Genomic DNA, 21129 nt, shown 5'->3' on the forward strand with positions numbered 1-21129 from the left:
TTGACCAGCGGCGCGAGCCAGCGCTTTTTCTGTTCGGGATTTCCGTACAGGTGCAGCATGGTGGCGTCCTGCGCGGAATGCGTACCGAGGCCTGCGATCGCGTACTCGCTGCGCCCGACGATTTCATTGACGAAAACGTAAGGCATGAACTCAAGTCCGCCGCCGCCGATTTCCTTGGGCAGTCCAAGTGCCCAAAGACCGCGCTTCTTCGCCTCGGCCTGGATTGTCTTGAACGTTCGCGACGCTTCATCGCCGCCTTTCTCAAGAATCTTCTCGTTGGGATATATCAGTTCGTTCAAAAAACCGGAAACCCGATTCCGCAAATCCTGCACTTCCGGACTAGCTTCAATCTCAGCAACACTTTGCATGGCACTTCTCCTGGCTGGCTCGCCGCTGTTCCCCTCTCCAGAAGGGAGAGGGGTTAGGGGAGAGGTCGCGCGATTCAGGAATTCTGCTCCCGCTCCGAACCGCCGCGCAACAGAAATACAGTGGGCTGCGATAAGTCGGTGTGATACGAACGGATAATCACCCTCGCCACGAAGGAAGTATCATCATGATCGATCTCTATACCTGGACGACGCCTAACGGCCGTAAACCGGCGATCATGCTCGAGGAATGCGGCCTCGAGTACTCGGTTCATCCGATCAACATCCGCAACGGAGACCAGTTCAAGCCTGAGTACGTGAAGATTTGTCCGAACAGCAAGATTCCCGCGATCGTCGATCACGACGCGGGCGTATCGATCTTCGAATCGGGCGCGATACTCGTGCACCTGGCAGAGAAAACCGGCAAGCTGCTGCCGTCGAAAAATCCCGGGCGCGCAAAAGTGCTCGAATGGCTCTTCTGGCAGATGGCAAATGTCGGCCCGATGTTCGGCCAGGCGGGCCACTTCGTCAACGCGGCTCCGGAAAAAATTCCGTACGCGATCGATCGCTACGCCAACGAATCGGCGCGCCTGATCAAGGTGCTCGACAATCAACTCGCCAATGACGAGTACATGGCCGGCGACTACTCGATCGCCGATATTGCGACTTATCCATGGCTGGTCGTCGGCTTCCCCGCGATCAAAGCCGTCAAACCCGACGCGGTCGGCGAAGGCGCCAACGTCGCGCGATGGCTCGCCGCAGTCGGCGCACGTCCCGCCGTGAAGAAAGGCATGGAAGTGCCGAAGGTCTAGCTTCGCGCGACGCCAGTGGTTGAGCGAACCCACGTGTAGGATCTCGAAGAAAGCTTGCGAGAAATCGCATTGCCCGGTTTGCGATCGGTGTGTTAGCTGTCGGTTGTGACCTGCGAGCCAACCTCACTCGGAGAATCGAAATGACTACTGGAATGCGTATTACGACTCACCGGCTGGTTCTCTCAATTATAGTCGCATTCGCCGGAATTGCGTGGAGCTTGTCGCCGGCGCGCGCGCAGATGCAGCCGGTCGCGACGAGCACGGCTGAGAGTGCGCCGATTCCAGCGTCGCAAATTCCCAAGGAAGTAACTGAGGCGATCAACTCGCCCGATCGGCCGGCGGCCGACAAGGCGCTCGACGCGGGACGCAGGCCCGATCAGATCATGGCGTTCTACGAGATCAAGCCGGGGATGAAGATCGCGGATATTTTCGCCGGCGGCGGCTACATGACCGAATTGTATTCGCGAATCGTCGGACCGACCGGCACCGTTTACTCGCAGAACGGTCCCTTCCCCGAGCAGTTCAAAAAAATCGAAGACGCGTGGAACGAACGACTCAAAGAGCCCGCGCTCACGAATGTCGTCAAGGTCAGCAAGCCGTTCGACGCGCCCGATCTGTTGCCGGTGCCGCCCGATTCGCTCGACGCGGTCATCATCCATCTCAACTACCACGACATGGTCGGCTTCAAACTGAATCGCGACAACGTGAATGCGGCAGTGTTCAAGGCGCTCAAGCCGGGCGGGATTTACGGGATCGTCGATCACAGCGCCAAGCCGGGCGCGGGCGATACGCAGACCACGACGTTGCATCGAATCGACGAGGATTTCCTGATCAAGGACATCGAGAAGGCCGGCTTCAGGCTGCACGGAGCGTCGAGTGCGTTGCGCCATCCCGAGGACGATCGCACCTGGAACGTGTTCAAGCATCGCGGCGAGACCGATCGCTTCATGCTGAAGTTCGTGAAAGCGCCGGCCGTCGCGCGGGGCGCCAGCGGTTCCGGAGCGGGTCAATGAGAGTCGGACTGTTCGCGCTCGGAATCGGCACGGGCGCGCGTCCCGGCGCGATTCTGAAAACCGCGGCGGAAGCCGAGCGGCGCGGAATCTCGACGCTGTGGGTTGGCGAGCATGTTGTGCTGTTCGATCGTCAGGATTCGAAATATCCTTACGCGGCGAGCGGCGAATTTCCGCTGCCCGGAGGCGCGGACTGGCTCGATCCATTTATCACGCTGACGTTCGCGGCGGCCGTCACCAGGACGATTCGGCTCGCGACGGGAATCTGCCTGGTGCCGGAGCACAATCCGATGGTGCTGGCCAAGGAAGTCGCGAGCCTGGACCGGCTCTCGGGCGGGCGCTTCGCGTTGGGCGTGGGAATCGGATGGTCGGCTGAGGAATTCGCGGCGCTCGGGATTCCGTTCGAGCGGCGCGCGCAGCGCACGCGCGAGTATATCGAAGTGATGCGGCGGCTGTGGTCCGACGACACGGCGACCTTTCACGGCGAGTTCGTGAATTTCGATGCGGCGAAAAGTTTTCCGAAGCCGGTGCGTGGCGGGAAGCTGCCGATAATCTTCGGTGGCGAAAGCGGGCCTGCGTTGAAGCGCACGGCTGACATCGGCGACGGATGGTTCGGCTTCAACGTCGGACCTGATGACGCCGCGCCATTGGTGGACAAGCTGCGCGCGATGCTGAAGGCGAACGGCCGCGACCCGCGCGATGTCGAAATCGTGGCGTGCCCGTATACCAAGAAGATCACCGCTGACGATTTGAAGAAGTACGATGCAGCGGGTGTCGATGAGCTGGTGATACTCAGTAGTCCGCCGGAGGATGAGTCCCAGGTTAGCGGGTGGATCGAGCGGATTGCGCGCGAGTGGGTCGAGCCTGCGGCAAAGATTCGGTAGCGGCTAAGCCGATGCGAGGATTTCGCGGGCCTTGTTCAGATCTTGCGCGATTTGCGCCTTGAGGGCGTCGGCGGTTTCGAACTTTTTTTCGGGACGGATTCGTTCGATCATCTCTAACTTGATGCGCATTCCATAAATGTCGCGGGTGAAGTCAAAGATGTGCGCCTCGATCGAGCGCGCGCTCTCGGCGAAGGTCGGACGCATGCCGACGTTGGTGATCGAGGGGTACGCGCCGTCGTCGAGGATGACGCGGGTGGCGTAAACGCCGTCGGGCGGGATGCATTCGGTTTCGCTGGCGAGATTCGCAGTTGGGAAACCGATCGTCCGTCCGCGCTCGCGTCCGCGCACGACCGGTCCCGCCAGGAAATGGTAACGGCCCAGCAAACGGGACGCGCCATGCATATCGCCGGACGTGATTGCCTCTCGCACCTTGGTCGAGCTGACTTCGATGCCGTCGACTTTCACCGGCCCGACCACATCAGTATCGAAGCCCAGCTCGCGTCCCAGCTCGACCATCACCGTCGCGTTGCCGGCGCGATTGTGGCCGAAGCTGACGCTGTGCCCGACGACGACTTCTCGGACGCCGATTTTTCCGCGCAGGTAGTCGCGCACGAAATCGCGCGGCGGGAGCATGCTCAGGTCGAGCGTGAAGTTAATTACGATCACGCCGTCGATGCCGGACAGGCGCAGCAGTTCGAGCTTGTCATCCGGCGTCAGGATCAACCGCGGGGCGCGCGCCGGAACCAGCAGCTTGGCGGGCAGCGGATCGAAGGTGAGAGCGAACGCGGTGCCGCCGGCGGCGCGAGCGCGATCGATCGCCGCCTTCAAAATCGCGCGATGCCCGAGGTGGACGCCGTCGAAATTTCCGATCGCGGTGACCGGGTAGGGATGGCGCGCGAGCGCGTCGAGATCGCGAATTATTTCCATTCAATTTTTTCGTTTGTGCGCGGCGCGGCGCCTTAGTCGCTCGCGAGATCTTTCATCATCGTGTCCGCAGACGCCGCTTGCGGAGTTCCCGGGCAGTCGGTCGTCAGCTTCTGCAGCGTCAGGCGCGCGTCGATCCGATCGTTCAGTTTCACGAATGCCTGCCCCTCACGCAGCAGCGCGGCGCACGCATACTTGCCCTTGGGAAAGCGCATCACGAGATCGTTGTACTGCAAAATCGCCTGGTCGTAGCCGCCGGTCTCGAACAGCGCGTTGGCGGCGAAGTATTCGGCGGGCTCGCTCAGGGGAGATTTCGGATACGCGTGCTGCAGCTTGGTGAACCTGGCGACGGCGAGCGGATACTTGGCGTCCTTCATCGCGTCGAGGCCTTCGCGATAAACCTTGATGCCAGCCTCGTTCGACGTCGCAGCATCCGAAATTTCCTGATCGAGCTCGGCCGGCCACGTCGGCGCGATCTCGGCCGGCGTTGCGGGCGGAGCAGGGCCGCCTGCGGGCGGTTCAGTCGACGCCACACCGGTGCCGGGTCCGACGCTGTCCGCCGGCGCGCCGGGCGGCGGCACCGCGCCGGGAGTCGCTGCCATGCCGGCTTGGAGCGCCTTCACTTCGGCCTCGAGGCTCGCGACGCGATCGTTCACGCCCGACGCGTTGCCGCCGGCGGTGCCGGCGCCATGCTGGAGTTCCTCGATCTGATCGTTCTGCCGCGCGACCTGAGCCTTCAACGCGTCGATCTGCTGATGGTCGGTGGCGATCATCCCGCGCAACGTGAACTCGTTCTTGTTGAGCTGATCCATGCCGCTTTGATCGGTGCATCCCGCCAGCGCGAATGCCGACGCGAGGACGGCGGCGCCGATCAGCCAGTTGGTTTTTCGCACTCGTCTAATCCTTATTTGCTCACCATAAAGTGATCGCGCCGGTTTTGCGCCCAACAACTTTCGTCGTGGTCCTGGCAAAGCGGAAGCTCCTTGCCGTAGCTGATGGTCGACATTCTGCTGTCGCTGATTCCGAGCGTTGCCAGGTAATCCTTGCCCGCCTGCGCGCGCTTGGCGCCCAGCGCGATATTGTATTCCTCGGAGCCGCGCTCGTCGCAATAACCTTCGACCTGGACTCTGGTCTGCGGATGCGCCTGGAGCCAGCTCGCGTTGGACTTCAGCACCGAGCCGTCCTGCTCCTGAATCGTGTAGTCGTTGTAGCCAAAATGAATATCGCTGAGCGGACCGCCTTTCCCGATTGTCCCGTTTATCCAGTCATCGTTGGTAGTACTGCTGCCCGAGCCGTGTTCATTAAGTTGATTCGGGTTGGGATTCGTATCGACGACCGGCGCTGGCTTCTTCGACGAGCATCCCGCCACCATCAGCATCAACCCGACACCAACAATCGCCATCGCCTTAGCCAATGTCGCACGACTATTCACCCAACCACCCCGACCACGCTGGACAGGAATCATTGCCATTACCCTCCGTCAAAGCGGAAATAATTTTCCGGTTGCTTACCATCATTATATAGATTCGCGAGTTGTGTGCGCGGGTCGAGCTGAACGCGAGGTAGCGTCCGTCGGGCGACCAGCTCGGATATTCGTTGGAGCCGTTGCCGTCGGTCACCTGGGTCGGTTCGCCGCCGCCGATTGGAATGGTCCAGATGTCGAAGCGTCCGCTCTCGCGGCTCTGATACGCTAGCTTGTCGCCCTTCGGCGAGAATGCCGGCGTCGTGTTGTAGTCGCCGCTGAAAGTGACGCGTTTCGGCGCGCCGCCCGCGAGGCTCATCACGTAGATCTGCGGCGTGCCCGAGCGATCCGAGGTGAACGCCATCCGCTCGCCATCGGGCGAAATAGCGGGGCTCACGTTGATCCCCTGGGTGTCGGTGAGTGGGCGAATCTCGGCGCCGTCGCGCGTGAGCAAGTATAAGTTGGTGATTCCGTCGCGCTCGATCGCCGCGACGATCTGCTCGCCGTCGGGCGAGAGCGTTCCGCCGATCACGCGGCCGTGCGGACTGGTGATCTTCATTTCGCTCCGCGCCTTGAGGTTCGCCAGGTAAAGGGCGGGGACCATGCTCTTGTACGAGAGGTACAGCATATGGTCCGTGCTCCGGTCGAAACTCGGGAATAGGTTGATCGTCGGATTGTCGGTGAGCTTGAACAGGTCCTGGCCGTCGATCGACTGCGTATAAACTTCCTTGAAGCGTCCGCCGCCGGTTGAGACGAACGCAAGTTTGGAATCGAACGGACCTTTTTGCCCGGAGTAAGCTTCGAGGATCGCGTCGGCGAATCGGCGCGCCATCCGCGGCACGTCGCCCGCGTCGCCGCTGTAGTTTTTGCCCATCATGCGCCGCTGCGACGCGACGTCGTAAAAGTAGGCAGTCAACTTGACTCCGGGACCGCCGGCCCCGACCGAGCCTTTGACGAGGAAGTCGGCGTTGATCGATTTCCAGTCGGCGAAATTGAACTGCCCCAGCTCAAAACCCGACGATTGCGGATCCTCGATGTACGCGTGCGGATCGACAATTCTGAAGTAGCCGGAGAGCTCGAGGTCGCGCCGCAGGGTGGTGACGAACGCATTACCGATACGATGGTCGTCGTCGCCGCCGAGATTCTTCAGCCCCGACACCGCGATCGGCGAAAGCTCGCCGCTGGTCCCCTGGATCTTCATCCTGAGAGGTCCCGCGCCTTGCGCGGCGGCCGGGTCCGGTGACAGCGCGAAGACGATCGCGCAGATGAGCGCGAAGGCGTGAACTATGCGCTTCATATTTTCCGGGCCGACCACAGAGCTGCACGACGAACACTGAGAAAACTGAAAAGAGACATCCGCACCTCCTGCAACCTGCCCACCCTCAGGATTTTAGTTCGCCGAGCTCAAACTGGGCTTCGATCCCGGCCGAAAACTGATCGCGAAATTTCTCCGGCGGCGCGGGAAACGGCGCTGCCCGCCGAATCGCGCGAATCACCGAAGCGTCGAAGGCCGAATCGTTCGAACTCGTGCCAATCTTCAATCCGGCCAACGTACCGTCGGGGCCGATCGCAAACTCGACGGTGGCGGTCAGATCGTTCGAGCCGCCGGTAAAGGTCCACGCCTTTTTTATCTGATCCTGCACGGTCTTATAGTACAGCAGAAATTCCGGGTCCTTAAGAATCCCGGCGCTGCCCTCGCCCGGACCGACTCCGTAGCCTTTTCCTTCAATCGCGTTGGGCGCGACGACCGGTCCGCCCCCGGCCGGGCCGGTGGGCGGGTTGTCGGCCATCTCCGTGTCGTCGTCGTCGTTGTCATCGTCAGGCGGCGGGTTCTTCGCGAGGTCCTTCATATGGTGCTCGAGCAAATCGCGCCGCAGCTTCGCCATGCGTTGTGCGACGCTCGGCGTTGCCGCGATTTTCGCCACCGTCGAGCCAGCCTTGGGCCGAATGCGCGCCTTGTCGGGGGTGGGCTTCGGCGTCGGGTGTTTCTTCGGCTGCGGAGTGGGCTCGGGGGTCGGCGCAACAGTTGGTTCTTCGGTAGCTTCGAGATTTGGCTCGAGCGATGGCCCGGGTTCGACCGTAGGCTCGGGCGTAGGAGTAGCGGTCTCGGTCGGCGCTTCAGTCGGCGCGTCGGTCGGCTTGGCGTTTATTTTGAGCGCGTTCTTATCTTCGTTGAGCGCGAGTTCTGTTTTATGCGGCTCGGTCTTGACCTGCGCTTCCGCCGGCTTCGGCGCCGCGCTCTTGGACTGGTCGGCCACGTGCCGATTAATCGGCGGCAGATGGGTGCCCAGGTCGCCGGCTGGAATGTTGTCCACGATTTTTACCGTGTATGCGGGTGGCGCGGCTTCGGCTTGATGTAAAAATCGCGGCGCGATGAAGAACACGAACGCGAAAATCGCCACATGCCCGAGTGCGGAGACGAAAATCGCCGCGAAGTATCCGAGTCGCGACGGATTTTCCTCACCATTATGGTCCGGTGATGCCACAAATGGCGCTCACTTCGCGCCAGCGGCGGTGCCGACGTTGGTGCCAGTTTCGGCCGGCATCTCCGTCACCATCCCGACGTTTTCGATTCCCGCCGCCTTGATCGCCGCCATCGTGCGGATCACCTGGCCGTACGGCACCTGGTCGTCGGCGCGGATGAACACCTGGCGGTCGGGGCGCTCATTCGCGATCGCCTTGAGCTTGCCGCTCAGGTCGTCGGCCGAGAGCTTGGTGTCGTTGAGATAGATTTGGCTGTCCTTGGTGATCGATACGACAAACTGCTCATCCTTGCCCGGCAGCGCTTCGGCCTTGACGCTGGGCAACGTGACCTCGACGCCCTGCTGAATGATCGGCGCCGTCACCATGAAGATGACGAGCAGCACGAGCATCACGTCCACCAGGGGCGTGACGTTGATCTGCGAAACCATCTGCCCGCGCCCCTGTCCTGAATCCATTGCCATTGGAATTGCCGCCCTTTACGAAAGGAAATGACGCTCAGCAATATTCAAAAATTCGGAAGTGAAGTTGTCCATCTCGGTCGCCAGCACGCGCACACGCGCGATGAAATAGTTGTAAAACATCTGCGCGGGAATCGCGGCGATCAGCCCCGCAGCGGTCGCGATCAGCGCCTCGGCGATTCCCGGTGCGACCGCCTGGATACTCGACGTATGCGACGTGGACAGGCCGAGGAACGCGGTTATGATTCCCACCACCGTGCCGAACAGTCCGATAAACGTGCACGACGAGCCGGTGGTCGCGAGGAAGGTGATGCCGGCCTCGAGCTTGGTTAGCTCGACATTTTCCTGGCGCTTCATCGCGCGCATCACGTTGGCGATTCCGCCGAGGTCGGTCGAGAAACCGCTGTCCGAGCCGACCGCCTGGCGCTTGGCGCGGGTGAGTTGCAGCAGTTCCTGGTAGCCGGCGCGAAAGACCTGCGCGACCGGACTGCGTTTGAGTCCGACGCTCGCAGTATGAATCGCCGCGAGGTTTTTCGATTCCCAAAAGATCGCGATAAATTTTTCGGACTCGCGCCGCGCCTGCGAAATCTGGATCAGTTTGTAAAGGATGATTCCCCAGCTACCGATCGAAAACGCGACCAGCAGCCACAACACAGCGGCGACGACCGGGCCAGCGCCCAGCACCAGTTGCACCACCCCCAACCCGCCAGCACCGCTCACCTGATGGAGCATAAAACCGCCATGAGACCCAAGAATCGGACCATTATAAGGGTATCAGCAGAGTCAAAACCAGTGAGAGCAGAGAACACACTATATTTAACGTGAAACCCATCCAGCGGGTTTCACACTTCCTTGGGCAGGGGTGACCCTTGCACCCAGTATTAATCGCAAAATGGCGAGGACGCCCTTTTGCTCTCAGGTTCTTTTTTCGAAGCGAAGAATCCTCGCCTTTATCTACCCCACCCAGGTAAGGTGCTGGCGACTACGTCGCCAGCAGCGCGAAACATCCCCCAACAAGTTCGAACAGGACGAAGTCCCGATCTTTCTTTTACTGGGTGCAGGGGTCACCCCTGCAGAGGAAAGCGTGAAAACCACGGTGGTTTTCACATTAAATAAAGTGATTTCCCCTTCCCCCTGCATTCGCGAGCCTTCTCGGCGTAGAATCTGTACATGGGACTCGCACTTATCTAAGGTTCGGGTCGTTGCTCTTTTCAGGTGAAATTGTAGCGGGAGGATTCGAGCGGTGGCGATAAAAGTCGGGATCAACGGATTTGGGCGGATCGGCAGGATGTTCCTGCGCGCGGCGCTGACTAAAAAAGACCTCGAAGTCGTCGCGGTTAACGACATCACCGACGCGGCCACGTTGGCGCATCTGCTGAAATACGATTCCATCCACGGCAAGCTTCGCCACGAGGTCAAAGTTGAAGGCGGCGCTATTTTCCTCGACGGCAAGCCGCTGCAGGTGCTCGCCGAGCGCGACCCCGCCAAGCTGCCATGGAGCAAACTCGGCGTGCAGGTCGTGATCGAATCGACGGGATTGTTCACGGCGCGCGACAAAGCCGCGTTGCATCTCGCGGCGGGCGCAAAAAAAGTCGTCATCAGCGCTCCCGCCGACGGCGCCGACGTCACGCTATGCCTCGGCGTCAACCATCACGTTTACGATCCGAAAAAACATGACGTGATTTCCAACGCGTCATGCACTACCAATTGCCTCGCGCCGATCGGCAAGGTGCTGAACGATAGCTTTGGCGTAGCGCACGGCCTGATGACCACCGTTCACAGCTACACGTCGGATCAGATGCTGCAGGACGGTCCGCACAATGATCTCAGGCGGGCGCGCGCGGCGGGAATGTCGATGATTCCGACTTCTACGGGCGCGGCGAAGGCGATCGGGCTGGTGCTGCCGGCGCTCAACGGCAAGCTCGACGGAATCGCGATTCGCGTGCCGACCTCGAATGTCTCGCTGGTCGATCTGACCGTGACTGTCGATAAGGACGCCGACGTGAAATCTGTCAACGCCGCGATGAAGGCGGCGGCCGACGGCCCACTGAAAGGAATTCTGGAATACAGCGAGGCGCCGCTGGTGTCGGTCGATCTCAACGGCAACCCGCATTCGTCGATTTTCGACGCGCCGCTGACCAAGGTCGTCGGCAAACGGATGGTGAAAGTATTTTCGTGGTATGACAACGAATGGGGCTACTCGAACCGGCTGGCAGACATTGCCGCGTTCGTCGCGGACCAGCTTTAGCACAAGTGGAGGGCCTTCGAATTCGTCGTGCGCGCCTTGGCGACGAGCGCGGGATCGAGGAACTCTACCGCCAGCTCCACGAAGGCGACTACAAGAGCCCCGGCGCGGCAAACATGCGCCGTGCGATGCGCGCGGTCATGCGCAGAACCGACCAAGTCCTCCTGGTCGCCGTAGAACACGGCAAGGTCGTGGGGACCAATCACGTTCTCATCTTCAAACATCTGGCCCGCGCGTTGAGACCGGCCGCGATTGTCGAAAACACGGTTGTCGACTCGCGCAGCCGCGGCACCGGAGTCGGCGACCGGCTGATGGAAGCGGCGCTCGAGATCGCGCGCCGCCACAGATGCTACAAGGTGGCGCTAACCTCAAACCGCAAGCGTCCAGGCGCCCACCGTTTCTACGAAAAATTCGGGATGCGCAGAACCCATCGCGGCTACTCACTCTATTTGCCGAAATGATCACTAATACTTAGGTGCAGGGGTTACCCCTGCCCAAGGAAGTGTGAAACCCACGGCCGGTTTCACATCCAATCAAGTGTGCTTCGCATGTTTTTCCGCATCCTGTTAAATTAGCCCGATGCCCGTAGCACCGATCACCAACCTTCAGTTCAAAGACAAGAAGGTGCTCGTGCGATGCGATTTCAACGTGCCGATCGCCGAGGGCAAGATCCAGGATCCGGCGCGAATCGACGCGAGCCTCGACACCATTCGCTACATTCTCGAACACGGCGGCTCGGCCGTACTCTGCTCGCATCTCGGGCGGCCCAAGGAGCGCACGGCGGAGTTCAGCCTCAAGCCGGTCGCCGAGTATCTGTCAACGGTGCTTGGGCAGAAGGTGAAGCTTGCACCTGACTGTGTCGGCGATCACACCGGCAAAATGATCGATGCGCTCAAGCCCGGCGAAGCGCTGCTGCTCGAAAATCTGCGCTTCCACAAAGAAGAGGAAGCCAACGATCGCGACTTCTCGCACGAGCTGGCGCGCCACAAACAGGTTTACGTGAACGACGGCTTCGGCGCGGCCCATCGCGCGCACGCCTCGACCGTGGGAGTGACGCGGTTTCTGGCGGAGCGCGCTGCAGGATTCCTGATGCTGCGCGAGCTCGATGCGCTGCGGAAGGTCACGGAGAACCCGCAGCGTCCGTCGGTCGCAATTATGGGCGGCGCCAAGGTCTCGGACAAAATCGGGCTGATCAAAAATCTGCTCAACAAGGTCGATACGATCCTGATTGGCGGTGCGATGGCGTACACGTTCCTTAAGGCTCAGGGCATCGCGATCGGCAAGTCGCGCGTCGAAGACGACAAAGTCGAGCTGGCGAAGGAACTGCTCGCCGACGCTGCGCGCAAGGGTGTCAAAATTATCGTGCCGTCTGACCATATCGTCGCGTCGGCTCCTGAAGCGGCTTCGACGCCGCACACCGTCACCGAAATTCCGTCCGAGATGATGGCGCTGGACATCGGGCCGCAAACCGCGGCCGCGTTTATCGCGGAAATCGCGCGCGCCAGGACCGTCATATGGAACGGCCCGCTCGGATTCTTCGAGATTCCAGCCTTCGCCGACGGCACGATGCGGGTCGGCGAGGCGCTCGCCAACCAGGCCGGCGTCATCTCGATAATCGGCGGCGGAGACACGGCCGCGGCCGTCGCGCACGCGCCGTGGGCGAACAAGTTCACGCACATCTCGACCGGAGGCGGCGCGACGCTCGAATTTCTGGAAGGCCGCGAGCTGCCGGGCGTCAAGGCGCTGGAAGTTTGACATGCGCAGGAAACTAATTGCCGGCAATTGGAAAATGCATCTGCTGCCGGTCGGCGCTCGCGCTCTTATCGAGAGAATCCGCGCTGACATCGATCCCCACGCCGCAACGCTGGCCAAAGACCGTGACGTGATGATCGCGCCGCCCTTTATTCTTATCCCGGCCGTCGCGCAGGCGCTGGCGGGCTCGTCGATCCTGCTGGGCGCGCAAAATATGCACTACGAGGACAAGGGCGCGTTCACCGGCGAAGTCGCGGCGCCGATGTTACAAGCCTACGGCGTAACCCACGTCATCCTGGGCCATTCGGAGCGCCGCCACATCTTTCATGAAACCGACGATCTGATTAACAAGAAGGTGCTCGCAGCGCTGCACCATCGGATGACGCCGATTCTGTGCGTCGGCGAAACCCAGGACGAACACGAGGGCGGCCGCGCGCTCGACGTGGTGCTGCGCCAGCTGCAGCGCGGGCTCGAAAACGTCGGCGACGACCACGTCACCCGCGTCGCGATTGCGTACGAGCCGGTCTGGGCGATCGGCACCGGGCGCACGGCGACGCCCGCGCAAGCCGAATCGATCCACGGCGCGATACGCGGCGCGATGCTCGAACGCTATGGACGCGAGCGCGCGGATGCGGTGCGGATTATTTATGGCGGCAGCGTCAACGACGAGAATGTTGACTCGCTCGTGTCCAAGCCCGATATTGACGGGGCTCTGGTCGGCGGGGCAAGCTTAAAGGCTGACTCGTTCGCGCGCATCGTCAGGGCGCGGACTCGCTAAAGAGAAAAATGGTTTCAATTGTCATTTCGATTCACGTGATCGTCTGCGTTGCGATGGTCGTCATTATCCTGCTGCAGCAGGGCAAGGGCGCGGAGGTCGGCGCCGTGTTCGGCGGCTCGAGCCAGACCGTGTTCGGCGCGAGCGGCGCGGGCAACGCGCTGACCAAGGCGACGTGGGCGTTCGCAATTATTTTTTTCGCGAGCTCGATTTTTCTGGCGCTGGCGTCGTCGCGCCGCGTGACTGGCAGTATCTTCGAAGGGGGGCCGTTTTCGTCGGCGCCCGCGTCGAGCGTGATGCCAGCATCGAAGCAGGCGCCCAAGAGCGCGAGTCCCGCGGCACCCGCCCCGGCAGGACATAATCCCGCCGGTGCAGTGACGCCGGGGTCAACGAAGTAGTCGCCGAATTTCCGCTGTTGCGCCGGAGCGCCAAGACCCTCACGGTAACTCCGGGCACCGACGATGCGCGGGTGGTGGAATGGCAGACACGCCAGTTTGAGGGGCTGGTGGTAGCAATACCGTGCGGGTTCAAGTCCCGCTCCGCGCACCAGTGAAAGCAGGGGGTGACCCCTGCACCCAGTATTAAGAAAACAACGAGGCCTGTCGGGGTGGCTGCGGAGCGACTGGCGGTTGTTGCGCCATGTAGCGATCGCTGATCGGGAAACCGTGGCGTTCGCGGATGCGGTTGAAGACCACGCGCATCCTGTCGTCGTACGCGTTCGGGACGTATTCGGCGCGTCCGTAGAACATGTCGATACGCTCGGCGAGGTGCGGGAAACGTTCCTTCACGAATGGAATGAAGCGGCGCGCCGCCGCCGGTTTCAAGAACAGCGAACGCCACCATACGCCCGACGCGTTCGCGCGACGCGCCGCGCGAATCACGTTCTCGATCGCCGCGGGATCGTCGGTGAGGCCCGGTATCATCGGCATCATCAGCACATTGCATCGGATTCCCGCACGCGCCAGCTCGAACAACGCGCGCAGCCGCAATCCCGGCCGCGGCGCGCGCGGTTCGAGGATTCGCTGCAGCTTCCGATCGAGCGTTATCAGCGAGAAGTTCACCGACAGCTTCGAGCGCCGATTGATCTTGCGCAGCAGCTCGAGGTCGCGAACGATCAGGCTCGACTTGGTCGTGATCGACAGATCCAGTCCCTGGAGTTGAGCGAAGATTTCGAGCATCGAGCGCGTCAGCCGGTACTTCCGCTCGGCCGGCTGATAGGGATCGGTCGCCGTGCCGATTGCGATCGTGTCGGTGCCAATTGGCGTGCGCGAGAGCGTGCGCGACAGGACCTCGGCCGCCATCCGCTTGACGAAAATCTTGCGCTCGAAGTCCATCGGATCGCGCAGCTCGAGAAAGTCGTGCGTGTAGCGCGCGTAGCAATACACGCATCCGAACTCACATCCGCGGTACGGGTTGATAGTCCATCGAAACGGCATGCGTGGGCTGTCGCATCGGTTGAGAATCTGTCGCACCGGCATCTCGATAAACTCGACGCCGCGAGTCGCGTCGAGGTCTTCGAGCGGTGGCGAATAGAGGGGCAGTGTGGCGGCGGTGTTCATCTGACGGCATGGCTATCTTCGTTTTTTCTTCGCTATGAGTCAAGCCGCGTAATCGTCTGAAATTAAACTGGATTTAGATATTCCTTACGGTGCGGGTTGGGGGAACTGCGTGCGAAGGAAGGCGTCGAAGGCGCGGTTGGGGAGGACTCGGCGCAGGCCCATCAGGACGCGCGCGGCCAGCGTCACTTTGTAGCGGGTCTTCGGCCTTGTTGCGGTTATCGCTTTCTCGATCACCTCGGCGACTGCATCGGGCGGGGCGGCGAAGCGGGCCATTGGGCCGCCTTCGTAGGCTTCGCGGATTTGCTTTTCGAGCACTAGGTTGAATGCTGCGTAAGGGGAATCCTTGGGCATCGCGATGCTGCCGACGGCGGTGTCGCCAAAGCGGGTTTTGATTGGCCCGGGCTGGACGACGATGACGTCGATGCCGAAACCCTTCACCTCGAATCGCAGAGCGTCGCTGAGCGCTTCGACCGCGTGTTTGGTTGCGTGATAGTAAGCGCCACCGGGGAACGTGAGCTTGCCACCCATCGAGCTCAGATTGACGACGCGGCCCCATCGCTGCCGGCGCATCGCGGGCAGCACCAGCTTGGTCAGTGCGATCAGGCCGAACACGTTGGTCTCGAACTGGCGGCGAATGTCGGTCATTGGCACTTCTTCGAACGCGCCTTCGAGGCCGTAGCCGGCGTTGTTGATGAGCACGCCGACGGCGCCTTCGGAGCGCTCGACAGTTTCGACCGCTGCGCGCATCGAAGCGTCGTCGCATACGTCGAGCGCTAGCGTTTTGCATCCGCGCGACGCGAGATCGGCGATCGACTCGGGTTTGCGCGCGGTCGCGTACACCTTCCATCCTCGCGCGGCGAGGTTTTCGGCGGTGGCGCGGCCGATTCCGGTCGAGCATCCGGTTATCAGGACTGCCTTCGAGATCGATTGTGGCATTTGTGCGTGCTCCGGGTTTTGCTGGCCGTAGTGTGACGAACTAAGCTGCGAGACACTAGTCGCATAGCGCGGGGCGGAACCTCTCCCCCGGCCCCTCTCCCTTCAGGAGAGGGGAGCCAGATCGCGCGATGGAAAATTCACGCGGAGGAAATCGCGATGGCAGATAATGGGCGGAAGTATCCGGAGAAATACGGCGAGTGGGCCCTGGTGACGGGCGCGTCGGCGGGAATCGGGCTTGAGTTTGCGCGGGCGCTCGCGCGCGAGGGCATGTCGATAGTGCTCACCGCGCGGCGCGAAGATCGGCTGAACGCGCTCGCGGCGGAACTGAAGGAGAAGCATCACGTCAATACGCGGGTGGTCACGGTCGATCTCGCGGCGCCCGACGGCGCGGATCGTCTCGCGGATGCGGTCGCGGATTTGCCGATCGCTTTTTTAGTGAACAACGCGGGTTTCGGATATGCCGGGCGTTTCGACAAATTGGCCACTGACCGGCTGCGCTCGATGGTGGTGGTGAACTGCGTGGTGCCTGTCGTGCTGACGAGCCGAATCATTCCCGGGATGGTCAAGCGCGGGCGCGGCGCGGTGATCATCGTGGGATCGGTGGCGGGACGTCAGCCGCTGCCGCTGCATGCGGTTTACAGCGCGACCAAGGGATTCGACTTGCTGTTCGGCGAGGGGCTATGGGGTGAGCTGCGCGGGACGGGCATCGATGCGCTCGTGATTGAACCGGGGCCGACGAAAACCGAGTTTCAGTCCGTGGCTGGAGAAAGCGTGGGGGACGATCACGGCGAGCCGGCTGAAAACGTGGTGCGCGTAGCGCTCGACGCACTAGGGAAGCATCCGAGCGTAATCTCGGGATGGTTCAACTGGGTGCGCGCGAATGCGATCCGAATCGTGCCGCGCTCGACGGCGGCGATAATCGCGAAGCGGGTGATCGAAGGGCAGACTCCACAGGAGCTGCGCTAGAATCAGTCATGGGCGCGGCGGCGAGGGCGGGGACGTGCGCGCCTTTGAGCGCCGTGACCGGGGCCGTAGTGCTCGTCGTGCGGATCGAAAAGGCCGAGGCGCTTCAATCGAATCACACATCGCACGTGAAAAAGAATCAGCGTGCCGGCCGATGACGCGCAGCCGAGCCTGACGAACCTTTCGAGCTCGGCAGGAAGCCGGTCGGCGAAGACGAAGACAGCCAGCATGATCCATTCGGCGGCAAACACCAGGAACACCATCCGTTCAGTGTCAACGTGGCTGGGCAGCCGGGTCGAGGGTCTGGGATCTGAAACGCGGAGGGTGCGCTGCTCGATTTTCGCGAAGATATAGCGTGCGACAACGATGCCGCATCCGAGAGCGCCGAGTCCCAGCGGGTCGAAGATAGTCAAGATGCTCCGCCTTGCCTGCCATGCCCTGAAGGCATCGGGATACTACGACCATCGCGAGTGCGGGTCAAAAGCGCGGAGGGTGACGTAGGATCGCTGTCGCAATACCTGGAGTCTGAGTCCTAAGACTGTTTGTAGTCCTTCCAATCCTTTTCGATAGCTTGGGCCATAGCCTTGGAAGCCGAGCGCAACCAATTGGATTTTCGGTTATGAAGATCCTTCAGGATGCCTTTGACGCGCCCTTTGCTTCCCAGGTGGACATTGGCCGCTTCAGCACCCATAGCATGTAGGAGTACTTTCTCGTCGCGCTTCTTTGGCAAGCATGCAATCTCAACCGGATTCGAATCCGGTGAAAGCCGGCGAATTATCCATCTGCCGATCGTTTTCTGGAACGGATCATGCGCTCGCACTGCGTTGGCGATAGCTTGTTCATAGTAGGGATTGCGGTTCCCGCCATGGTTATCGAGCCATGCGCATGACGATGGAATCATCTCCTTTGCTTCTCGGGCGATGCAGCCTCCGTTCCATTCAGCGATCGCGACAAAACGCTGCTGCCCGAGGCTGCCCATCCCTGCTTTTCTCAATACGATCCTATAGTCGAGAGTATCGTCGGGAAGAGTCCCTTCCAGCGCTCGCTTGGCGTCGGGAGGTATATCATGCCGGACAGTTGGGCGGCTATTCAGCTTTTTCCAGAAATCCTCCGGCGGATCGATGGACTCAACACCTAGATGGTCCATTGTCGCTTCGCGTTCGGCCAGCACAATTGGACACCCTCCGGCTTTGAGCGTCGACTGATAGGCCTCCAAAATGATATCGCAACCAATCTTCAACCTGGTATTCAGATCGCCTAAGTCATTAACTATCTTAAGGCTGGCCGTTAGCCGCACCAGGTCGCTGGTATACGGCAAGGGATAGGAATCGTCGAAGTCGTCAACTCCCCACGCCATACGGCCTTCCGCGTCGCGCCAGGTACCGAAGCTATTGACGTGAAGATCGCCAACTCCGATAACCTTCGGCGCGCGATTGAGATCAGGACATAGCTCGGGCCACAGTTGAGCCCAGCGGAAGAACGTGCCGCGAAAAAAGTAGAACAGGCCGCTCTTCATCTGCTCGTGCTTCGATCTGAGGTCGGATTCGATGACCGTTATGCGGCTACGCATCCAACGCTCATAGCTAGTCATTGCCTGCTGAATATTCATCGTCACCTCTGCGTGACACACCTATGCATTGGCCGAGGCGAGCGTCGTGCCAGGCAGAGTTCCACTATTCAATCTACGTAAATGAGAATTTCGGTCAAATGAAGATCGGATTCAAAGTCTGCGATAGCGGCTAACCACCGCACAGGTTTTCCGAAATGCTGCTTCAGGGAATTATCACGAGGTCGTAAGCGGACGGCAGTTTCTCGGCGATGGTTGCGAGCGACGACCCGTCGGTACTTGCGCGGACCACGGCACCGTCGTTGCAGACCGCGAAGAAGCCGCCGTTTTCCGGATCGGCCTTTAGCCGCATCACCATCCCGCGTCCGAAGTTCTGTTCAGCGGAAATCGGCGTAAAGCTCTCGCCCCGATCGGCGCTGCGGAACAGGATCGCGTCCGCGCCGGTCGGCCCGACGCGCCAGCTCGGCGGCGGACCCATCGCGGCCGCCGTGAAGACATCGTCGCGGTCCGGCGCGCTCACGAGCAGCGGGATGGTGTAAGTGCGGTTGAGACCGCGCGTCACCTGCTCCCACGACTTGCCCGCATTGCTGGACACGAAGAAACCCGCGCCGGTGGTGGCGTAAAGGCGGCGCGAATCGCGCGAGTCCACCGCGACCGTATGAATGTCCGCGTAGAGTCCGTCGTTGAGCGGCTCGAAAGTCGCGCCGTCATTGCGCGAGCGGAAGATGCCGCCCTCCTCGACGCCGACGTACATGGTGGACGGCTCATGCGGATCGAAAGCGATCGAACGCACGTGCGGAATATGGGGCGGCGGCGGAAACGTCCAGCGGTCGCGCCCCGGAATTTTCAGGAAGCCGTCGGACTCCTTGAAGATGCGCCCGCGATCATCGCTGCGGAACAGACGCGCGTGCGAGGTCCCGATAAATACGCGATCCTTCACGGCGGGCGACGCGGCCACCGACCAGACTTCCTCTTCGCGCGCGAGCGGGGGAGTGACGTCGGTCCAGGTGCGGCCGCCGTCGGTCGAGCGTGCGAGGGTGCCCTTGCCGCGGATTTGCTCGGTCGAGCCGGCGTAGATGAGATTGGGATCGGCACAGTCCTGCGCCATGCACCAGACCGCTGACGGATCGGCAAGCACCATCAGCGGCGTCGCACCGCGCGAAGGATCCAGAATCACAATGCCCTTGGCCGTCCCGATGCAGAGTCGCATACCACACCTCTCCAACAGCGACGGATCGTAGCGCAAAGGGCTCAGAGAGAACAGCAGCGGTGCGAAAGATAACTACTTGTAGTAAAACCCGTCGTGGGTTTCACGCTTCCTTGGCCAGGGGTGACCCCTGCACCCAATGTGATAGAGAACGCGCATGAAGGCTCGCCACGCCACCGCACTCGCGATCGTCGTCTGGTACCTGATGATTCCGCCGATCGGCGCCGACAATAGAGTTGATGCTCACGCATCGTTGTCGAAGTGGAGAAAAGGCGTGGGCTTCGAGTCCGAGAAGCAATGCGATGACTCCCTGAAAGATGCAATTCAAAACCCGATGACCCCAGCCGAATATCAAGCCGCCGCGAAGGCAACCAGGAAGGCGAAGATGCGTCCGCTCAGTAAGTCGGAAATGACCAGACGAACGACGGAATCGCAATGTGTCGCAGGCGATGATCCGAGGCTTAAGGCGAAATGAGCGATGCGCAGAAGTCTTACGTCAACTTTGTACCGACTTGGAGATCGCCTGTGGCGGCCAGTTCGGTTGGTGCGACCTTCTTCGGATTCGGATCGATTCGCGCTCGCTTGATTGTAATCGTGCCGCCGGTCAGCGCGATCTTCATGCCGTCAGCATCGACGGCGACAATCGTGCCCGGTTCGCCTTGCGAGCTGGTTGCTGAAAACGTCGCTTCGTACAGGCGCAGGCGTTTGTCGCCGAGGCTGGCAAATGCGCCGGGTTGCGGGTCGCATCCGCGAATCAGGTTGAAGACTTCGCGCGCTGGTTTTGCAAAATCGATCCTCGCGTGCTCATCGCGGCATGGCGGCTCGTAGGTTGCCTTGCTTTCGTCCTGCACGATTGCCGGCGCGGTGCCCGACTTGATCAGATCGACCGCCTCGATCATCGCGTCGATGCCCATCGGGAAGAGCGTATTGAAGTAAATCGAGCCCACGGTATCGTTCTCGGGGATCGGTACACGTTTCTGAACAAGGATCGGGCCGGTGTCGATGCCCTTGTCGGGCCAGAACCACGTCACTCCGGTTTCCGCGTCGCCCTGGATGATCGCCCAGTTGATCCCGCTGGCGCCGCGATGGCGCGGGAGCAGCGAAGGATGAAAGCAAATCGACTTGTGGCGCGGCGCGTAGAGAATCCGGTCGGGAACTATCAGCGTGACAAAGGCGAGTATGGCCAGGTCGGCGTCCAGCGTTTTGAAATGCTCGAAGGCGGCGTCGTTCTTGAACGACTTGGGCTGGCTGAGCGGCAGGTTCATTGCGCGCGCCTTGGCCGCGAGCGGATCCGCTTTGCCGGCGGGCGAATCGGGCGGCGCGAAAACGTGAACGATCTCGTCGCCGTGCTCGACGAGCGCCGCGAGCGCTTTTTCCGCGAATGCAGCCTGGCCGAGCAGTGCAATGCGCAACGTTTAATCCTCCGACAGTTCACGCTACCAAATCAAAAATCGAGTTGCACCTTGAAACGGCGTTGCAGGCCGCGGCGTACATTGAACTGAACCTTCGGGGGTGCTGAGCCATGCGCAGTCTCAGAATTTCATCCGTCGTCGCCGCGGCGATGTTTGCGGCCGCGGTAATTTCCGCGACGGCGGGCGTGCCGGCGAATCAACCGGTGCCGACGCCGGGTAATCACAACGAATCGCTCGAGCTCGGCGCCGGCGTTCATAAGATGACGCGCACGTTCATCGTGCACGTGCCGCCCAGGTTCGACGGCAAATCGAAA

24 protein-coding genes, 1 tRNA gene and 1 pseudogene are annotated in these 21129 nt (G+C 61.1%); 12 read left to right on the forward strand and 14 right to left on the reverse strand.

What is annotated here, in order from left to right; translation table 11 throughout:
* A partial coding sequence (locus VIW95_RS04625) for an acyl-CoA dehydrogenase family protein (RefSeq protein WP_331584247.1) occupies nt 1-299 on the reverse strand: 299 nt, incomplete at its 3' end.
* Between the two features lie 254 nt (nt 300-553).
* On the opposite strand from VIW95_RS04625, the gene VIW95_RS04630 reads away from it, so the two are divergent.
* The 3 genes from VIW95_RS04630 (at nt 554) to VIW95_RS04640 (ending at nt 3071) form a co-directional block, all read left to right on the forward strand.
* Complete coding sequence (locus VIW95_RS04630; protein WP_331584248.1) at nt 554-1177, forward strand: glutathione S-transferase N-terminal domain-containing protein; 624 nt, start codon at nt 554-556, stop codon at nt 1175-1177.
* Nucleotides 1178-1317: 140 nt separating this feature from the next.
* The gene (locus VIW95_RS04635) at nt 1318-2190 is read left to right on the forward strand and encodes a hypothetical protein (RefSeq protein WP_331584249.1); all 873 of its coding nucleotides are present in this window, start codon (nt 1318-1320) and stop codon (nt 2188-2190) included.
* Entirely contained in the window at nt 2187-3071 is an 885-nt protein-coding gene (locus VIW95_RS04640; protein ID WP_331584250.1) for an LLM class F420-dependent oxidoreductase, read from the forward strand. Before VIW95_RS04635 ends, VIW95_RS04640 begins: the two co-directional genes overlap by 4 nt.
* A gap of 3 nt (nt 3072-3074) precedes the next feature.
* On the opposite strand, the gene VIW95_RS04645 is transcribed toward VIW95_RS04640, so the two are convergent.
* The 7 genes from VIW95_RS04645 to VIW95_RS04675 form a co-directional block, all read right to left on the reverse strand.
* Nucleotides 3075-3998 carry a bifunctional riboflavin kinase/FAD synthetase gene (locus VIW95_RS04645; RefSeq protein WP_331584251.1) on the reverse strand — a complete coding sequence of 308 codons (924 nt, stop codon included), beginning with the start codon at nt 3996-3998 and terminating at the stop codon, nt 3075-3077.
* Between the two features lie 32 nt (nt 3999-4030).
* Nucleotides 4031-4888 carry an outer membrane protein assembly factor BamD gene (gene bamD, locus VIW95_RS04650; protein WP_331584252.1) on the reverse strand — a complete coding sequence of 286 codons (858 nt, stop codon included), beginning with the start codon at nt 4886-4888 and terminating at the stop codon, nt 4031-4033.
* Nucleotides 4889-4899: 11 nt separating this feature from the next.
* Entirely contained in the window at nt 4900-5397 is a 498-nt protein-coding gene (gene pal / locus VIW95_RS04655) for a peptidoglycan-associated lipoprotein Pal (RefSeq protein ID WP_331584253.1), read from the reverse strand.
* Nucleotides 5398-5419: 22 nt separating this feature from the next.
* Nucleotides 5420-6754: a DPP IV N-terminal domain-containing protein gene (locus tag VIW95_RS04660; RefSeq protein WP_331584254.1), complete on the reverse strand. Its 1335-nt coding sequence runs from the start codon at nt 6752-6754 to the stop codon at nt 5420-5422.
* Between the two features lie 85 nt (nt 6755-6839).
* Nucleotides 6840-7943, reverse strand: a complete 1104-nt coding sequence (locus VIW95_RS04665) for a TonB family protein (RefSeq protein WP_331584255.1) — start codon at nt 7941-7943, stop codon at nt 6840-6842.
* 9 nt (nt 7944-7952) lie between these two features.
* Complete coding sequence (gene tolR, locus VIW95_RS04670) at nt 7953-8396, reverse strand: protein TolR (protein ID WP_331584256.1); 444 nt, start codon at nt 8394-8396, stop codon at nt 7953-7955.
* Nucleotides 8397-8417: 21 nt separating this feature from the next.
* On the reverse strand, nt 8418-9131 hold the full coding sequence (locus VIW95_RS04675; RefSeq protein WP_331584257.1) for a MotA/TolQ/ExbB proton channel family protein: 714 nt from the start codon (nt 9129-9131) through the stop codon (nt 8418-8420).
* Between the two features lie 511 nt (nt 9132-9642).
* Here VIW95_RS04675 and gap point away from each other — a divergent pair.
* From gap to VIW95_RS04705, 6 genes are all read left to right on the forward strand, one after another.
* Nucleotides 9643-10647, forward strand: coding sequence for a type I glyceraldehyde-3-phosphate dehydrogenase (gap, locus tag VIW95_RS04680; RefSeq protein WP_331584258.1), 1005 nt, complete (start codon nt 9643-9645; stop codon nt 10645-10647).
* Between the two features lie 5 nt (nt 10648-10652).
* Entirely contained in the window at nt 10653-11105 is a 453-nt protein-coding gene (locus tag VIW95_RS04685; protein ID WP_331584259.1) for a GNAT family N-acetyltransferase, read from the forward strand.
* A 118-nt stretch (nt 11106-11223) separates the two neighbouring features.
* Nucleotides 11224-12399, forward strand: coding sequence for a phosphoglycerate kinase (locus VIW95_RS04690; RefSeq protein ID WP_331584260.1), 1176 nt, complete (start codon nt 11224-11226; stop codon nt 12397-12399).
* 1 nt (nt 12400) lies between these two features.
* Nucleotides 12401-13174, forward strand: coding sequence for a triose-phosphate isomerase (gene tpiA / locus VIW95_RS04695; RefSeq protein WP_331584261.1), 774 nt, complete (start codon nt 12401-12403; stop codon nt 13172-13174).
* Nucleotides 13175-13182: 8 nt separating this feature from the next.
* Nucleotides 13183-13569: a preprotein translocase subunit SecG gene (secG, locus tag VIW95_RS04700; protein WP_331584262.1), complete on the forward strand. Its 387-nt coding sequence runs from the start codon at nt 13183-13185 to the stop codon at nt 13567-13569.
* Between the two features lie 65 nt (nt 13570-13634).
* Nucleotides 13635-13720: transfer RNA gene (locus VIW95_RS04705), tRNA-Leu, on the forward strand.
* A 32-nt stretch (nt 13721-13752) separates the two neighbouring features.
* Here the strand turns inward: VIW95_RS04705 and VIW95_RS04710 are convergent.
* Nucleotides 13753-14730, reverse strand: coding sequence for an SPL family radical SAM protein (locus VIW95_RS04710; protein ID WP_331584263.1), 978 nt, complete (start codon nt 14728-14730; stop codon nt 13753-13755).
* A gap of 84 nt (nt 14731-14814) precedes the next feature.
* Nucleotides 14815-15666: an oxidoreductase gene (locus VIW95_RS04715; protein ID WP_331584264.1), complete on the reverse strand. Its 852-nt coding sequence runs from the start codon at nt 15664-15666 to the stop codon at nt 14815-14817.
* Nucleotides 15667-15822: 156 nt separating this feature from the next.
* Here VIW95_RS04715 and VIW95_RS04720 point away from each other — a divergent pair, with 156 nt between their 5' ends.
* A complete protein-coding gene (locus VIW95_RS04720) occupies nt 15823-16632 on the forward strand; it encodes an SDR family NAD(P)-dependent oxidoreductase (protein ID WP_331584265.1) in 810 nt (269 codons plus the stop codon).
* A 2-nt stretch (nt 16633-16634) separates the two neighbouring features.
* On the opposite strand, the gene VIW95_RS04725 is transcribed toward VIW95_RS04720, so the two are convergent.
* From VIW95_RS04725 to VIW95_RS04735, 3 genes are all read right to left on the reverse strand, one after another.
* Entirely contained in the window at nt 16635-17042 is a 408-nt protein-coding gene (locus VIW95_RS04725) for a hypothetical protein (protein ID WP_331584266.1), read from the reverse strand.
* A 119-nt stretch (nt 17043-17161) separates the two neighbouring features.
* Complete coding sequence (locus tag VIW95_RS04730; RefSeq protein ID WP_331584267.1) at nt 17162-18238, reverse strand: DUF2252 family protein; 1077 nt, start codon at nt 18236-18238, stop codon at nt 17162-17164.
* Nucleotides 18239-18401: 163 nt separating this feature from the next.
* Nucleotides 18402-19406: a hypothetical protein gene (locus VIW95_RS04735; protein WP_331584268.1), complete on the reverse strand. Its 1005-nt coding sequence runs from the start codon at nt 19404-19406 to the stop codon at nt 18402-18404.
* 154 nt (nt 19407-19560) lie between these two features.
* On the opposite strand from VIW95_RS04735, the gene VIW95_RS04740 reads away from it, so the two are divergent.
* Nucleotides 19561-19878, forward strand: a complete 318-nt coding sequence (locus tag VIW95_RS04740; protein WP_331584269.1) for a hypothetical protein — start codon at nt 19561-19563, stop codon at nt 19876-19878.
* A gap of 16 nt (nt 19879-19894) precedes the next feature.
* On the opposite strand, the gene VIW95_RS04745 is transcribed toward VIW95_RS04740, so the two are convergent.
* Nucleotides 19895-20815 carry a methionyl-tRNA formyltransferase gene (locus tag VIW95_RS04745; protein ID WP_331584270.1) on the reverse strand — a complete coding sequence of 307 codons (921 nt, stop codon included), beginning with the start codon at nt 20813-20815 and terminating at the stop codon, nt 19895-19897.
* Nucleotides 20816-20925: 110 nt separating this feature from the next.
* Between VIW95_RS04745 and VIW95_RS04750 the strand changes: the two are divergent.
* Nucleotides 20926-21129 (forward strand): annotated as a pseudogene (locus VIW95_RS04750) (hypothetical protein); the annotation flags it as partial.

The organism is Binatus sp. (SeqCode), from assembly GCF_036522015.1.
GTDB lineage: Bacteria > Desulfobacterota > Binatia > Binatales > Binataceae > Binatus.

Coding starts and splice junctions, on each gene's coding strand:
- VIW95_RS04690 (WP_331584260.1), top strand. CDS start 11,224: ATGCCCGTAGCACCGATCACCAACCTTCAGTTCAAAGACAAGAAGGTG.
- VIW95_RS04645 (WP_331584251.1), bottom strand. CDS start 3,998: ATGGAAATAATTCGCGATCTCGACGCGCTCGCGCGCCATCCCTACCCG.
- secG (WP_331584262.1), top strand. CDS start 13,183: ATGGTTTCAATTGTCATTTCGATTCACGTGATCGTCTGCGTTGCGATG.
- tpiA (WP_331584261.1), top strand. CDS start 12,401: ATGCGCAGGAAACTAATTGCCGGCAATTGGAAAATGCATCTGCTGCCG.
- VIW95_RS04715 (WP_331584264.1), bottom strand. CDS start 15,666: ATGCCACAATCGATCTCGAAGGCAGTCCTGATAACCGGATGCTCGACC.
- VIW95_RS04640 (WP_331584250.1), top strand. CDS start 2,187: ATGAGAGTCGGACTGTTCGCGCTCGGAATCGGCACGGGCGCGCGTCCC.
- tolR (WP_331584256.1), bottom strand. CDS start 8,396: ATGGATTCAGGACAGGGGCGCGGGCAGATGGTTTCGCAGATCAACGTC.
- VIW95_RS04635 (WP_331584249.1), top strand. CDS start 1,318: ATGACTACTGGAATGCGTATTACGACTCACCGGCTGGTTCTCTCAATT.
- VIW95_RS04630 (WP_331584248.1), top strand. CDS start 554: ATGATCGATCTCTATACCTGGACGACGCCTAACGGCCGTAAACCGGCG.
- VIW95_RS04740 (WP_331584269.1), top strand. CDS start 19,561: ATGAAGGCTCGCCACGCCACCGCACTCGCGATCGTCGTCTGGTACCTG.
- VIW95_RS04675 (WP_331584257.1), bottom strand. CDS start 9,131: ATGCTCCATCAGGTGAGCGGTGCTGGCGGGTTGGGGGTGGTGCAACTG.
- VIW95_RS04660 (WP_331584254.1), bottom strand. CDS start 6,754: ATGAAGCGCATAGTTCACGCCTTCGCGCTCATCTGCGCGATCGTCTTC.
- VIW95_RS04735 (WP_331584268.1), bottom strand. CDS start 19,406: ATGCGACTCTGCATCGGGACGGCCAAGGGCATTGTGATTCTGGATCCT.
- VIW95_RS04720 (WP_331584265.1), top strand. CDS start 15,823: ATGGCAGATAATGGGCGGAAGTATCCGGAGAAATACGGCGAGTGGGCC.
- pal (WP_331584253.1), bottom strand. CDS start 5,397: ATGGCGATTGTTGGTGTCGGGTTGATGCTGATGGTGGCGGGATGCTCG.
- VIW95_RS04710 (WP_331584263.1), bottom strand. CDS start 14,730: ATGAACACCGCCGCCACACTGCCCCTCTATTCGCCACCGCTCGAAGAC.
- VIW95_RS04730 (WP_331584267.1), bottom strand. CDS start 18,238: ATGAATATTCAGCAGGCAATGACTAGCTATGAGCGTTGGATGCGTAGC.